Genomic DNA, 16,167 nt, shown 5'->3' on the forward strand with positions numbered 1-16,167 from the left:
GAATACCATGAACCATGAACAAACAGGCGCACAACTGCTTGTGCAATCTTTCGTTGACAACGATGTAGAATACGTCTTTGGATATCCAGGAGGTGCGGTACTTCCACTTTATGATGCATTCTACGATGCACCTTTCAAACATATCCTGACACGTCATGAACAAGGTGCGATACACGCCGCAGAAGGCTACGCACGTTCAAGTGGCAAAGCTGGGGTTGTCGTGCTGACAAGTGGTCCTGGAGCGACGAATGCAGTAACCGGTATAACAGATGCTTACTGTGACTCATTGCCCCTTGTCGTCATCACAGGACAAGTGCATCAGCAAGGTATCGGACTAGATGCATTCCAGGAAGCAGATCTGATTTCGCTGACAGCACCAATCACGAAACATAACTATCAGATTCGCTCAGTCGAAGAGATACCTCGAGTTATCAACGAAGCCTTTCACGTAGCCAGTACAGGACGTAAAGGACCAGTAGTTATAGATTTTCCTAAAGATATCGGTATCAGTAAGGCTAGAGGCCCGCTACAGACTGAGATGAACCTGCCGGGTTACACACTTGCACCAAATGTTGACATTGAAACAGTCCACGAGCTGGCAAATTTACTTGCTCAAGCACAGCGTCCGCTTCTATTGGCAGGGGCAGGTATCAATCATTCTCAGTCAAACGATATGCTGACACGTTTTGCAGAAAAATACCATCTCCCAGTAGTGACAACATTGCTCGGACTTGGCGCAGTTCCATACGATAATCCCCTCTTTTTAGGTATGGGGGGCATGCATGGGAGCTATGCTGCGAACATGGCACTTTCTGAAAGTGACTGCGTGATCAACTTCGGGAGTCGGTTCGATGACAGGCTCATCGGAGATGTTGCAGCCTTTCAGCAGAACAAACAGATCGTTCATATCGATATAGATCAAAGTGAACTTAATAAGGTTATACAAGCTGACCTCGCAATCCACGGAGATGTCAGGTCGGTTCTTACACAGCTGCTGGATCTACCTTGCTCTGTCGACAGCAGCTGGACAGAGATATGTATCGAAAGACATCAGCAGTACCCCTTCAAGTATAGACAGGCCGAAACTTTCATCAGACCACAACATGTGGTTGAACTTATCGGTAGGTTTACAGATGAAGCCGTTGTTGCAACGGATGTAGGTCAGCATCAGATGTGGACCGCCCAATACTATCCATTCAAGAAGGCACAGCTGATCACAAGTGGTGGTCTCGGCACGATGGGCTACGGTATTCCTGCTGCAATCGGTGCACAGCTTGGCGCACCTAATCAGATGGTAGTTGCTATTGTCGGTGATGGCGGCTTTCAGATGACCAACCAGGAAATGGCGATATTAAACGAATATCAGCTCCCGGTCAAAATCATCATGCTGAACAATGGTACGCTCGGCATGGTGAAACAATGGCAGCATAAATTACATGGTCAGCGTTATAGCGAGTCAGTCTTCAGTGGACAGCCTGACTTTCAGATGCTGAGCAACGCATATGGCGTCAAACCCTACCTTATCACGCAGCAACAGGCTCTGGAAGCGACACTTTATGAAGCACTTGCTTATCAAGGTCCTGCGTTCATCGAGATCAGAATCTCCCCTGATGAGATGGTGGTTCCAATGGTTCCATCTGGGAAACCTAATCATGAAGTGGAGGGATACGAATGAACTACTCGCTTAGCATCTGCATGACAGACCGTCCCGAAGTGCTGAATCGTATTACAAGCATCTGTTTCCGACGAGACATTAGAGTTATAGCACTGCATGGACAATCAGAAGGCGGACAATTTAATCTGACATTGGAAGTAGCATTAAGAAACGGCCAGAACATTCATACTGTCATCAAACAACTAGAAAAACCAATAACTGTATTATCAGTAGTAAACAACACAACTCAGGAGGTTTTATAATGGCTAAAGTATATTATGATAACGATGTAAATAAGGAATACTTAAAAAATAAGAAAATCGCAGTACTAGGTTACGGCTCTCAAGGACACGCACATGCATTGAACCTTAAGGACAGTGGCTATGACGTGGTCATCGGAGTACGTGAAGGACAGTCCAGAACACAGGCTGAAGAAGATGGATTTCAAGCATATGACGTCAGTAAAGCTGTAGAACATGCAGATGTTACCGTCGTCCTTATGCCGGATGAAGTACAGCAGCGTGTATTCAACGAGGAAATCGCACCTCATCTCAAACCACAATCGGCTTTAGTTTTCGCTCATGGATTTAATGTACATTTTGGTGCAATCAAAGCACCTGACGATGTTGATGTCTTCTTAGTCGCACCAAAAGGACCAGGACATCTTGTTCGACGTGAATATGTTAAAGGCAGTGCTGTTCCTGCGTTATTTGCAGTCGATCAAGATGTAACTGGTGACGCAAAGGCCCTTGCACTGAACTATGCACACGGCATCGGTGCTACACGCGCGGGCGTCATCGAAACGACCTTCAAAGAAGAAACAGAGACAGACCTCTTTGGTGAGCAAGCGGTACTCTGCGGCGGTATCACAAAGCTCATCCACTATGGTTTTGAAACACTGACGGAAGCAGGTTATCAGCCAGAACTCGCCTATTTTGAAGTACTGCATGAAATGAAACTGATTGTAGACCTTATGTACGAAGGCGGTATGGAGAAGATGAGACATTCCATCTCTAATACCGCTGAGTTTGGAGATTATGTCTCTGGTGCACGCGTTATTACACCTGAAGTTAAGGAGAATATGAAACAGGTATTAGCTGATATCCAGTCTGGCGCATTCAGCAGGCAGTTTATCGAAGACAATAATAATGGATTTGAGTCTTTTAAATCTATGAGAAGTACCCAGGCGGGACATCCTATAGAGAAAGTCGGTGCAGACCTTAGAACGATGATGCCGTTTATCAATAACAACTAGAGGAGGAATAGTATGAACCATACGCATACAAAGATGCCTGTTACAAAAGATGATATAGAAGCGGCATATGAAGTACTGAAACATGTAGTCAAGCATACACCACTTGAAAAGGATCTATATCTATCTCAAAAATATCAGTGCAATGTTTACCTGAAACGCGAAGATCTGCAATGGGTACGCTCGTTCAAGCTAAGAGGGGCCTATTATGCCGTCAGCCAGCTGACGCCCGCGGTTCGACAGCAAGGTATCAGCTGTGCCAGTGCCGGCAACCATGCACAAGGTGTCGCCTACACTGCAAATAAACTCGACCTGCACGCAGTCATCTTTATGCCGGTAACTACACCGAACCAGAAGATAGAACAGGTCAAGTTCTTTGGGCAAGATAACGTGGAGATTAAACTGTATGGAGATACATTTGATGAGTGTCTTGCTGCCGCGCTACAATATACAGAAGATCATAACCTTAGTTTTATCGATCCTTTCGATAACAATCATACAGTGGCTGGCCAAGGAACTGTCGCAAAGGAAATCTTTATGGATCAACCTGTAATCGACTACTGTTTTCAGGCGGTCGGTGGTGGTGGATTAATATCAGGTGTTGGTACATATCTTAAGGATGTCAGCAAAGAAACGCAGATCATTGCAGTAGAACCTCGTGGTGCAAGCAGCATGAAACAATCTCTTGAAAAAGGGACGAGACTCACATTAGATGCTATCGATAAGTTCGTAGACGGTGCTGCTGTAGCAACTGTGGGCGCACTGACATTTGATATCGCACGACAGGTGATCGATGATTGTATCGCTATCGATGAAGGACAGGTCTGCAGCACAATCATCGACATGTATACAAAACAAGCGATTGTCGCTGAACCTGCAGGTGCACTGAGTGTAAGTGCTCTGGAACATTTTAAGGATCATATCATCGGCAAGAATGTTGTATGTATCATCAGCGGTAGCAATAATGATATCAATCGTATGAATGAAATTGAAGAACGTGCACTCCTGTATGAATCTTTAAAACATTACTTTATCGTTAACTTTCCACAGCGACCAGGTGCACTGAAAACATTTGTTAACGATGTACTGGGTCCTGAAGATGATATCACAAAGTTTGAATACCTCAAGAAAACTGCAAGAAGTAAAGGTGCTGTCATCATTGGCGTACAACTGAAAGATAAGAGCGATAAAAATAGTCTCTACCAACGTGTGCAGCAGTTCGATCCTAAGTATATCGCCGTTAACAATAATGAAATGCTCTATTCCCTATTAATCTAAAAAAACACTTCACGAATTTTCGTGAAGTGTTTTAATATTGTAGTTTAGTCTTCTCTTCTTTCAACTCTCAGAAATAGCTTTATTAGACGCGTTTAATCTCTTCCATGACAAAGGCCTCAAAGATGTCGCCTTCTTTGATGTCATTGAAGTTTTCAATCGTGATACCGCACTCATATCCTTGTGCCACTTCACGTACATCGTCTTTAAAACGTTTTAATGCATCAACCTGACCTTCGTAAACGACGATACCATCACGAATGATACGTACTTGTGAATCACGCGTAATCTTACCGTCAGTCACATAACTTCCGGCTACTGTACCGACTTTAGAAATACTGATTGTTTGACGAACTTCCGCCTGACCGATCACTTTTTCTTCAAACTCAGGGTCTAACATCCCTTTCATCGCGCTTTCGATTTCTTCGATTACTTTATAGATGATGCGGTGTAAACGCATGTCTACACCTTCAGCTTCTGCCGCACGTTTCGCATTAACATCAGGGCGGACGTTGAAACCAATGATAATACCGTTAGATGCAGACGCTAAAGTAACATCAGATTCATTAATTGCACCCACTGCTGTATGGATAATACGTACGTTAACACCTTCAACATCAATTTTCATAAGTGATGCTGCCAGCGCTTCAACTGAACCTTGTACATCACCTTTGATGATAACGTTTAAGTCTTTCATCTCACCTTGTTTCATCTGTTCAAATAAGTTATCAAGAGAAACTTTTTGAGATTCCTGACGCTGCGCTAAAATATTCTGCTGCTGACGTGCTTCACCAATACGACGCGCTTTCTTCTCATCTTTAAATACAACAAAACGATCTCCAGCTAAAGGTACATCTTGAAGTCCAGTAATTTCTACTGGTAAAGATGGTCCAGCTGTCTTGATACGTTTGCCAAGATCGTTGACCATTGCACGGACACGACCGAACGTATTACCAACAACAATAGAGTCTCCGATTTCAAGCGTACCATCTTGAACAAGTAAAGATGCAGCTGGTCCACGAGATTTGTCTAATTCCGCTTCAATTACAGTTCCGATCGCTGTACGTTTCGGATTTGCCTTTAATTCTTCAACTTCAGTTACAAGCTGAATCATTTCTAGTAAATCATCGATTCCGTCACCTTTAATTGCGGAGATTTGAACGAAGATAGTATCGCCGCCCCAATCTTCAGGATATAATCCGTGCTCACCAAGTTCCTGCATTACACGGTCTGGATTAGCAGTTGGCTTATCAATTTTGTTTACAGCAATGATGATTGGTACTTCTGCTGCTTTCGCATGGTTAATGGCTTCAACCGTTTGTGGCATTACGCCATCATCAGCTGCTACTACTAATATTGTGATATCTGTTACTTGCGCCCCACGTGCACGCATAGTCGTAAACGCAGCATGTCCTGGTGTATCAAGGAATGTAATAGGCTTATCATTATATTCAATTTGATATGCACCGATATGCTGTGTGATTCCTCCTGCTTCTCCTGCAGTAACACGTGTATTACGGATGGAATCAAGTAATGTTGTTTTACCATGGTCAACGTGTCCCATAATTGTAACAACAGGCGGACGTTCCATAATATCCTCTTCATTAGCATCTACATCTTCAAAATATGTTTCTAGGTCTGTTGCATCCACAACAACTTCTAGTTCAGCTTCTACGCCATACTCATCACAAATAAGCTCGATTGCTTCTTGATTTAAAGATTGGTTGATATTAGCCATAATACCAACCATAAATAAATTTTTAACGATTTCAGAAGCATCTTTACCTAGTTTTTCAGCCAGCTCTCCTACTGTAATGCCTTCTTCATACGTAATTTTAGATGGTGTTTCTTTTACAACAGGTACTTCTTGTTTTGGTTCAGGTTTTTGTTTACCTTTGCCTTTACCTTTTTTGTTTTTAGATGGACCGCCCGTACCTGGTTTATTATGACTTCCAGGACGATGGTTTGGATTACGTTTTTGATTATTATTTTGAGGCTTCTTCTGATCGCTTTGCTTTTTCTGTTCTTCTTTTTTAGGCTGTTCTTTTTTAGGTTCTTCTTTTTTTGATTCAGCTTTTTGCTCAGGTTTCACTTCTGCTTTAGCATCAGATTTCTTGAAGATTTTATCTAATGCACTGATTTCTTTTGCTTCGATTACCTGCATATGACTCGATGCTTCAATATTCATTTTCTTTAATGCATCGATAATATCTTTACTTTTTAAGCTGACTTCTTTTGCGTATTCATATATTCTCTTTTTACTCATAGCTTCTCTCCTCATTGATGTCTCGAATCAAAGCTTTCATTGACTTCGCAAATCCAGCATCCAGAACGCCAATTGTTACACGTTCATCTTTACCAAGTGCATAGCCTAGTTCATACCTTGTACATACTTGTTCTAGAGCGACTTGATAGGACTGGCATTTGTTCGAAACATTTTTCATAGTATTGTTTGATGCGTCTGTAGAAATGATGACGAGCTTAGCACGTTTACTTCGTACATCATTTAATACAAGCTCTTCTCCAGTAGATAATTTTCTTGCACGCATCGCAAGACCTAGCAGGTTTAATAACTTATCTTTAGATGTCATCGTTTTGGAATCATCTCTCTATAGATGAGTCGAATAATTTCATCATATACTGGATTCATCACCGTTTCATCGGTCTCGAAATAATGTTCTAATTTCTTTTTTTCACGTGCTTTATTTACGATATCTAAATCCATCGAAACATATGCACCACGCCCATTTTGCTTACCGGTCGCATCTGCAAATATTTCGCCTTCTTTATTTTTAACGACACGAATCAGTTCTTTCTTAGGTTTCATTTCATTAGAAAGAATACATTTTCTCATGGGTATTTTACGCTGCTTCATTAAACCCCCCCTATTCTGCCGGGTAAATGCCCGCTTCTTTAGCATCTGTCTCAGATTTAATATCAATCTTCCAACCCGTTAGCTTGGCAGCAAGACGTGCATTCTGACCTTTCTTACCAATAGCGAGCGACAACTGATAATCCGGAACAATTACTGTTGTTGACTGATTCGCTTCATCTACCAATACATCGACAACTTGAGATGGACTTAATGCGTTCTTAACGAAAGTCTTTGTATCTGCACTCCATTCAACAATGTCAATTTTTTCTCCACCGAGTTCTTCCACAACCGCTTCAACACGAGCACCTTTCGCACCGACACATGCTCCCACAGCATCGATATCAGGATTATCGGAATAGACGCTGATCTTTGAGCGATCTCCTGCTTCACGGGCTACAGATTTCACCACTACCGTGCCATCAAAAATTTCAGGAACTTCTTGTTCGAATAAACGTTTTAATAATCCTGGATGACTACGTGACACAAAGATTTGAGGTCCTTTAGTCGTCTGCTCAACTTTGTTGACATAGACTTTAATACGTTCTGTCGGACGATAAACTTCATTCGGACTTCTTTCTGCTTCAGATAAAACAGCCTCTGTCTTACCTAAAGTCACATAGACATAACGGTGATCCACACGGTCGATGATACCAGTCATAATATCATCTTCCTTATCGATAAACTCATTATATAATATACCACGTTCTGCATCTCTTAATCTTTGTAGTACAGCTTGCTTTGCAGCTTGTGCTGAAACACGTCCAAAATCTTTTGGTGTAACATCTTCTTCATATATATCGCCGATTTCATATGCGGGGTTCGACAATAATGCTGTTTCAAGACTTACTTCATCTCTTGGATTCATTACTTCTTCAACTACGTCTTTACGTGAATATACTCGGTATGCTCCATTGTCCATATTCAGTTCAACGCGTACATTGTTGGCCGAATTATAGTTTTTCTTATAAGCAGTGATCAAAGCTGCTTCAATCGTTTCTATTAATACGTCTCTTGGAATCGATTTTTCTTTCTCAAGAAAATCAATCGCATTTAATAATTCATTGTTTTTCATAACTGCCTCCTATAGAATGACTGCAAGACGAATCTTAGCAATACGCTTACGGTCAATTTCAATCACTTTTGTTCTCGTTTTAATCTTTGCTGACAATGTTATCGTATCTTTTGAGACTTCTTTTAATTCACCGATCCATTCTTTATCCCCTTCAACAGGTTCATAAAGTTTTACATAGACATGCTTACCAATTGCGTTCTCGTAATCCTTTTCCTTTTTGAGCGGACGTTCTGCACCTGGAGATGAAACATCTAGGAAATAAGCTTCTGTAATCGGGTCTTCTTTATCCATCACTTCACTGATTTTTTCACTTGCCAGTGCACAGTCACTAATATCGATACCACCTAGTTTGTCTATGGCGATACGTAGATAGTAATCCGGACCTTCTTTCACATATTCCACATCTACAAGTTCAAACCCTAAAGATTCAACTACCGGCTGACATATCGCTTCAACGCGTTCTGTAACTTTACTCATATAATCCTCCTAACATAAACGTAAGAAAAGAGCGGGGATTCCCACTCTTTTCGCTAGTAGAGTATTTTCTTTAACAATTAAATCATAACATAAAGTTGTGCATTCATCAAACAATTACAAGTCAAAAATTGAGAGCTGTGCCTTATCAGGCATACCAGAAAGACTTCCGAGTTCATCTAGATAATCAATGATCTTTTGAGAAACGCCTGCTTTTTTATTCAGCTCTTCTTTTGACAAGAATGGTCCTTCGTCTCTCGCTACTACAATGCGTTTCGCAACGTTCTCACCTAGACCCGGAACAGAGATAAAGGGCGGAATTAATGTGTCATCTTCAATGATGAATTCAAAGGCTGTACTTTTTTCCAGTGAAATCGGCTGAACCTTAAAGCCACGCTGCGCCATTTCATTAGTAATTTCAAGCACTGTGAGTACATCTTTCTCTTTCTTACCGAGGTCATGAAAACGACTATAGTAATCTTTCACTGTTGCTTTAATCGTATGCTTGTCTTTCGTCATCGTCAATAAATCAAAGTCACTCGCACGAACAGTAAAGTAACTTGCATAATAATATAACGGATGATGCACTTTAAAGTATGCGATACGTACTGCCATGAGTACATATGCCGCTGCATGGGCTTTCGGGAACATATATTTAATCTTTTTGCATGAATCTAAATACCATTCAGGCACCTTATTCTCGCGCATTGCAGCTTCAAATTCTTCAGATAGTCCCTTACCCTTACGCACAGATTCCATAATCTTAAATGCAAGTGATGGTTCTAAGCCGGCATACATTAAATACACCATAATATCATCACGACATCCGATAACAGAACTTAAATCACATGTCCCGCTCTTTATAAGTTCTTGAGCATTGCCAAGCCATACATCTGTCCCATGAGATAATCCAGAAATCTGCACGAGCTCACTGAATGATGAAGGCTTTGTATCTTCAAGCATTTGACGCACGAAGCCAGTACCAAACTCTGGCACACCTAGGGTTCCAGTCTTACATAATATATCCTCTTCAGTGACACCTAAGGATTCAGGGCTCGAGAATATTTTCATCGTTTCTTTATCATCGACAGGAATTGTCTTAGGATCCATACCTGATAAATCCTGTAGCATACGAATCATCGTAGGATCATCGTGTCCGAGTATATCTAACTTCAATAAATTATCATGTATAGAATGGAAATCAAAATGAGTCGTTTTCCATGCACTGGACTGATCATCTGCAGGATATTGAATCGGTGTAAAATCATAGATGTCCATATAGTCTGGCACAACGATAATACCGCCAGGATGCTGTCCTGTCGTACGTTTGACACCCGTACATGACTTTACAAGCCTATCAATTTCAGCACCACGTTTATGCGCACCTGAATCATTCATATAGCCTTTCACATAACCAAATGCCGTCTTCTCTGCAACCGTACCAATCGTACCTGCCCGGAACACTTTATCTTCTCCAAATAGTACTTTTGTATAGTTATGCGCAATTGGCTGATATTCTCCGCTAAAGTTTAAGTCAATATCTGGAACTTTATCGCCTTTAAATCCTAAGAACGTTTCAAATGGAATATCCTGCCCTTCTTTAATGTATGGCACATTACATGATGGACATGATTTATCGGGTAAGTCAAAACCACTCGCAACGCTTCCATCTTCAAAGAAGTGACTTGATTTACATTTCGGACAAATATAATGCGGAGGTAATGGATTGACTTCAGTGATTTCAGTCATTGTCGCTACAAAACTTGATCCAACCGAACCACGACTCCCTACCAGGTAGCCATCGTCCAGACTTTTCTTCACGAGCTTCTGAGAAATTAAATATATAACGGCAAATCCATTACCTATTATACTATCCAGTTCCTTCTCTAATCTGGCAACAACAATTTCAGGAAGTTCTTCCCCGTATATACTACGTGCACGTGCATAGCTCATCTCTCGAATTTCTTCATTTGCACCGTCGATATTCGGTGTAAACAGTTTATCCTGAATAGGAATAACCGTCTCTATACGATCAGCAAGTTCATTTGTGTTTTTAATGACGATTTCATAAGCTTTCTCTTCTCCTAGGAAATGGAAGGCATCTAACATTTCATCGGTCGTTCTAAAATGTGCATCTGGTAATGTCTGCCTATTCAACGGATTACCCGGATTTGATGCAATCAAGATTTCACGTGCAATCTTATCGTGTTCATTTAAGTAGTGGACATTACCTGTGGCTAGAACTGGAATATCTAGTTTTTCACCAACATCGAGGATACGCTTATAGATTTCTTCCATCGTTTCATTATCACGGATTAAGTCTTTATCTAAAAGATGCTGATATAGTGCTTTTGGCTGTACTTCAAGATAATCATAGTAGCGCGCAATTTTCTCAACTTCTTCTTGATCCTTCTGCATCACCGCCGTAAACACTTCACCGTTATCACACGCACTTCCGACCAGTATACCTTCACGATATTTATTTAAAAGTGAGCGCGGGATTCTTGGTGTTCTATAGAAGTATTCCACCATAGAATCACTTACGATTTTGAAAAGATTCTTTAATCCTTTTTGATTCTGGACGATTAATGTTACGTGCATCGGTCGCGCACGTTTATAAGCATCCTTATTTGAGAGCTTCAGGTCAATCTCCTTGTGATTCGTAACACCAAGCGCTTCCATCTGTTTTAACATCTTCACAAAGATATGCGCAGTCGTTTCAGCATCATAGATGGCTCTATGGTGCTGTGTTAATTCTACACCATACTTCTTGGCAAGAAAGTTAAGGCCATGTTTGCCCATTTCAGTATTGATCGTTCTTGAAAGTTCTAACGTATCGATGACACCATTTTCCGTTGTTCCATATCCTAAACGGTCGAAACCAGTATCGATAAATCCCATATCAAAGCTTGCATTATGCGCCACGTAGATTGCATCCCCTACAAAATCTTTAAAATCCTTCAATACAGATTCGATTGGCGGTGCATCTATAAGCATATCATCAGTAATTCCAGTCAAGTTCTTAATCGTTTCATTCAGACGTTCTCCGGGATTGCTAAAGCGCTCAAACTTATCGATGATTTCTCCGTCTTTCACTTTAACTGCCGCAAGTTCAATAATTTTATCATATTGTGAGCTTAAACCTGTTGTCTCTACGTCAAAGACAACGTAGGTCGCATCTTTCAGTGGTATATCTTGTGGTTTGTAACTGATGTTCACACCCTCATCGACAAGCATCCCTTCTATACCATAGATCATCTTAATGCCCGCTGCACTTGCTGCAGCATGTGCATCCGGAAATGCCTGACAGCCGTTATGATCAGTTACCGCGATTGCTTTGTGGCCCCATTTTGCAGCTTGAGCAACATATTTTCCGATATGCGTAATACCATCCATCTGGCTCATCGCACTATGCAGATGGAATTCAACACGTTTGTCCTGTGCTTTATCTTGCTTTTCAGGTTTTTTGATGGCCTCGATATCATCCATCATCATGACCAAATCTCGTACAAAGGTGTCCATTTCAATACGACCTTGTACACGCACCCAGTCACCAATTTTCAATGACTCAAAATGCTCTAAGTCGTTTTTACCTTTGCGTGTGAACATCTTAACGATTAAAGAATCTGTGTAATCTGTTATTTTAAGCTGCACGATATGTCGTCCGCTTTTTAGTGCTTTAATATCGATATCGAAGACTACACCTTCAAGTGCAACTTTATATTCTTCTTCGATAATGGATTCGATACGTTTAACATTTTCAATTTGTATCGGCTTCCCAATCTGACAACGTGTCACTTCAGGGCCATCATCTTCTTTACGCTGTTTTTCTCGTTCGATCATCTTTTCTCTTAATATTTTACTATGATTTTCTTCTTCTTCCTGTATATACGCTTCTAAAGATGCCAGCTCTTCTTGTTCAGCATTGTCTGACACTTCAAATACACAACGTGAGACATTAAAACCTACGTCTTTAAAGGCTTTAAGAAGCGCGCCATTACAGTTCTTTTCAAAGTGAACTTTCTCGATATCATTCGTCACATTGAATTTTAATATATCACCGCTGAATGTAAACGCTTTACTATTTAACTGATGCTTTAAACTTGGACTCATATTCGTCTGGCTAATCGCATAAGGAATATATGCGCAGAGTTTCTCTGTATCAAGAGCATCCAATACTGCTATTTCAAATGTCACTGTTGCAATATGTTCAAAATGTTCTTTAATCTTAGATTTAAGCAGAGCAAATAATTCATATGGCAGGTGCGTTTGAAATTTAAAGTACATATGCCATCTACGGTCATTCTTATAAACATCAATCTTAGTGAGTTCTGCTTCATCGAGATCAGGTATTGTAAATAAATCTTCAATCTGCAGCTGCTTTAACAATACTTTAAATTTTTCGTTATTATTTATTGTCACGTTTTTTACCACCTTCAAAATGAAAAAGTAACACGCAGGTGCGTATTACTTTTATTATTCATTATATCAAATTATGATTCAAAAGATGCATAAATTGATTGAATCGTTTCTTGTAAGTCATCTATATGGACTTCAACAGCGTCCCCAGTACGACGGTTCTTAACCTCGACAATACCGTCGGCTGCTTGTTTCCCAACCACCACACGAACCGGTATTCCGATTAAATCTGCATCATTAAATTTCACACCCGCACGTTCTGCTCGGTCATCATACAGTACTTCATACTGCGTGCGATATGCAGCATAGAGCTGGTCTGCAAGGTTTTTTTGGGCTTCCTGCTTAGGATTCACACTGATGATATGCACTTCATATGGGGTAATAGCAGTTGGCCATATAATACCTTTGTCATCATTATGCTGCTCGATTACTGCTGATAATGTACGTGAAACGCCTATTCCGTAACATCCCATTATCATAGGCTCTGCTCGGCCTTGATCGTTTAAGAAAGTCGCATTCATGCTCTCACTATATTTTGTACCGAGTTTAAATACTTGTCCGATTTCAATACCTTCAGCAAATTTAACTGGACCACTACCATCTGCAGCTGGTTCACCTTCTAAAATAAATCGGAAATCACCATATGCTTTCACGTTAAAGTCACGATCGGCATTCGCATTCACATAATGATAGTCATCTTCATTTGCACCGACTGCTAAATTATTTAGATCCTGTACACTGTTATCTGCATAGATATCAATCTTATTAACTCCTACTGGGCCTAATGAACCTGGACTCGCATTTAAGATTGAACGAATATCATCATCTGTTGCCATCTCTACATGTTCAGTTCCAAAGAATGATTTTACCTTAATATCATTTAATTCATGATGTCCACGAATTAAGAACATTACAAACTGGTCATCGACTTTAACAATCATTGATTTCACAATTTCATCTAAGTCACGCTTTAAGAAATCTGCTAACTGCTGCGCTGTTTTTACACCAGGCGTATGTACTTTTTCTAATGCTTTCTCTTCTGTATGTTTCTTATTTGGATGGTATACGACTTCTGCTTTTTCGATATTTGCTGCATAATCACTGCCATCTGTATAACAAATCGTATCTTCACCAATTTCCGCTAACGCCATAAATTCATGCGTGTGGCTGCCACCAATTGCACCACTATCTGCGATAACTGGACGGAACTGCAGATTAAGTCGTGTAAAGATCTTGGAATATGCATCATACATGTCTTGATATGTCTCATCAAGTGATGCTTCTGTCGCATGGAAGCTATATGCATCCTTCATAATAAATTCACGGCCACGTAACAATCCGAATCTAGGACGCTTTTCATCACGGAACTTGTTTTGAATCTGGAATAACGTTACCGGTAACTTCTTATAAGACTTTAATTCATCACGCACTAGTGATGTAATAATTTCTTCATGCGTCGGTCCAAGCGCAAATTCACGACCATGACGGTCTGTCATACGCATAAGCTCTGCGCCGTAACTTTGCCAGCGACCAGATTCGCTCCAAAGCTCTGAAGGCTGTAAGGCAGGCATTAGTATTTCGACACCATCAATCGCTTCCATCTCTTCACGTACGATAGCCTCAATCTTGTTCAATACACGTTTCGCAATCGGTAAGTAGCTGTATACACCACTTGCGACTTGTTTGATCATCCCTGCTTTAAGCAGTAGCTGGTGACTTTTGCTATCTGCATCGCTTGGAACTTCTCTTAATGTTGGAATAAACATCTTACTCTGTTTCATAGCTGCCTCCTAAAATCTATAATACATATATCATATAATAAAATAATCATTAATCAAACAAAAAATAAACAGCACAGTGCTGTTTATTTTAAGAAATATCTTGAAATATCGTTCCACGTCACCATTATCATCACAAAGAACATAAATATTACCCCTGCTCCGACGATAATCATCTCTACACGTTTATTCACAGGACGTCTGAATATAGCCTCATACAGAACAAACAATATACGTCCGCCGTCTAAAGCAGGAACAGGTATCAAATTCATAATCCCGATGTTTATAGAAAGCATTGCTGCTAAATTAAGCAGTGGGATAAGTCCTTGCTGCGCAACAGTATCTGTAAATTTATAGATACCTACAGGTCCATTTAACATATTAAATGAAAAACTCCCTGTAAATATAGAAGTAAACAGTTCGATAAGTAATGTAAAAATCAGCGTTGCATAGCGCATCGTTTCATTAAAGCCATTTATAAATGGGTCTGTGAGTGAAAACTGTCTTTCTGGTAAGAAACCGATCTGATAAGTCGTTTCTTTCTTTGTTTTAGAAATCTGAGTGACAATCTTTTTAGGTTTCAGTTCTATCTTTTCAGCACGGTCTCCACGTTCAACGGTTACGCTTAACGGATTACCCTCATTATTCGCAAGGTAAGATTTTATTTCGCCAAATGTACTTACCTTCTCGTCATTGAGCTGTACTATTCTATCACCAGCCTTCAGTCCTGCACTCATTGCAGGAGAATCTTCAGCTACTTCTTTCACAGCATTTGTAGGAGAACCTATCATAAATGCAATGATAATACATAGTACAAGTGTCAACAGAAAATTAAAGAATGGTCCTGCAAATAATGTTAAGAACTTTGGCAATGGTTTCTTCGTTCTGAACTGTCTGCTCGGAGGAGCAATCTGAATCAAGTCTCCTTCACGGACAAAATATGACTGTTCTGCAATACGAAGATGCTCTTGCTGCTGCGTATATTGATTGATACCTTCAATAAACATTGCATCATCCATATCACTATCAACGACTTCAATTTGTTCAATTTGCTGGAATTGATGCTGCTCATCAAGCAGAATATGCGTCACTTCGCCATTAGGATTCCTCTTAATATTAACATTCATCCCTGCTTTTAGCGGATTTTCTTCCATGCCGCTTCCAGCCATCATCACATACCCACCAACTGGCAGCATACGAATCGTGTACAGCGTTTCATTCTTCTTGTAAGAGAAGAGCTTCGGTCCCATACCGATTGCAAACTCCGGACACATAATACCTGCACGTTTTGCGAAGATTAAATGTCCAAGTTCATGCACGGTAACGATTAATCCGAAGACTAATATAAAGGCTAATAATCCTAACATC

11 protein-coding genes and 2 pseudogenes are annotated in these 16,167 nt (G+C 40.4%); 4 read left to right on the forward strand and 9 right to left on the reverse strand.

Features of this window, described 5'->3' with window-relative positions:
- Positions 1 to 7: 7 nt before the first annotated feature.
- Genes ilvB through ilvA form a run of 4 tightly spaced genes read left to right on the forward strand, consistent with a single transcriptional unit; the run spans position 8 to position 4,184 of the window.
- A complete protein-coding gene (ilvB, locus tag QNJ52_RS00580; protein ID WP_283721621.1) occupies positions 8 to 1,675 on the forward strand; it encodes a biosynthetic-type acetolactate synthase large subunit in 1,668 nt (555 codons plus the stop codon).
- A complete protein-coding gene (locus QNJ52_RS00585) occupies positions 1,672 to 1,917 on the forward strand; it encodes an ACT domain-containing protein (protein ID WP_219494677.1) in 246 nt (81 codons plus the stop codon). The genes ilvB and QNJ52_RS00585 overlap by 4 nt, the downstream gene beginning before the upstream one ends.
- Positions 1,917 to 2,909 (forward strand): ketol-acid reductoisomerase, encoded by a 993-nt coding sequence (ilvC, locus tag QNJ52_RS00590; RefSeq protein ID WP_101144158.1) that lies wholly within the window; start codon positions 1,917 to 1,919, stop codon positions 2,907 to 2,909. Before QNJ52_RS00585 ends, ilvC begins: the two co-directional genes overlap by 1 nt.
- 12 nt (positions 2,910 to 2,921) lie before the next feature.
- Positions 2,922 to 4,184, forward strand: coding sequence for a threonine ammonia-lyase IlvA (gene ilvA / locus QNJ52_RS00595; RefSeq protein ID WP_219494675.1), 1,263 nt, complete (start codon positions 2,922 to 2,924; stop codon positions 4,182 to 4,184).
- Positions 4,185 to 4,266: 82 nt separating this feature from the next.
- Here the strand turns inward: ilvA and infB are convergent.
- From infB to rseP, 9 genes and pseudogenes are all read right to left on the reverse strand, one after another.
- Positions 4,267 to 6,099 (reverse strand): annotated as a pseudogene (infB, locus tag QNJ52_RS00600) (translation initiation factor IF-2); the annotation flags it as partial.
- A gap of 185 nt (positions 6,100 to 6,284) precedes the next feature.
- Positions 6,285 to 6,447 (reverse strand): annotated as a pseudogene (locus QNJ52_RS11540) (translation initiation factor IF-2 N-terminal domain-containing protein); the annotation flags it as partial.
- Positions 6,440 to 6,772, reverse strand: a complete 333-nt coding sequence (locus QNJ52_RS00605) for a YlxQ family RNA-binding protein (protein WP_219494672.1) — start codon at positions 6,770 to 6,772, stop codon at positions 6,440 to 6,442. The pseudogene QNJ52_RS11540 and the gene QNJ52_RS00605, both read right to left, overlap by 8 nt.
- Positions 6,769 to 7,056 carry an RNase P modulator RnpM gene (gene rnpM, locus QNJ52_RS00610; RefSeq protein ID WP_219494671.1) on the reverse strand — a complete coding sequence of 96 codons (288 nt, stop codon included), beginning with the start codon at positions 7,054 to 7,056 and terminating at the stop codon, positions 6,769 to 6,771. Before rnpM ends, QNJ52_RS00605 begins: the two co-directional genes overlap by 4 nt.
- A gap of 10 nt (positions 7,057 to 7,066) precedes the next feature.
- A complete protein-coding gene (gene nusA, locus QNJ52_RS00615) occupies positions 7,067 to 8,128 on the reverse strand; it encodes a transcription termination factor NusA (protein ID WP_219494669.1) in 1,062 nt (353 codons plus the stop codon).
- Positions 8,129 to 8,137: 9 nt separating this feature from the next.
- Complete coding sequence (gene rimP, locus QNJ52_RS00620) at positions 8,138 to 8,605, reverse strand: ribosome maturation factor RimP (RefSeq protein WP_219494667.1); 468 nt, start codon at positions 8,603 to 8,605, stop codon at positions 8,138 to 8,140.
- A gap of 114 nt (positions 8,606 to 8,719) precedes the next feature.
- Positions 8,720 to 13,024, reverse strand: a complete 4,305-nt coding sequence (locus QNJ52_RS00625; RefSeq protein WP_419956634.1) for a PolC-type DNA polymerase III — start codon at positions 13,022 to 13,024, stop codon at positions 8,720 to 8,722.
- A 71-nt stretch (positions 13,025 to 13,095) separates the two neighbouring features.
- Positions 13,096 to 14,802: a proline--tRNA ligase gene (locus QNJ52_RS00630; protein WP_219494665.1), complete on the reverse strand. Its 1,707-nt coding sequence runs from the start codon at positions 14,800 to 14,802 to the stop codon at positions 13,096 to 13,098.
- A gap of 83 nt (positions 14,803 to 14,885) precedes the next feature.
- Positions 14,886 to 16,166 (reverse strand): RIP metalloprotease RseP, encoded by a 1,281-nt coding sequence (rseP, locus tag QNJ52_RS00635; protein ID WP_219494664.1) that lies wholly within the window; start codon positions 16,164 to 16,166, stop codon positions 14,886 to 14,888.
- Between the last annotated feature and the right edge of the window lies 1 nt (position 16,167).

The organism is Macrococcus sp. S115 (assembly GCF_030067655.1).
Classification (GTDB): Bacteria; Bacillota; Bacilli; order Staphylococcales; family Staphylococcaceae; genus Macrococcoides; species Macrococcoides psychrotolerans.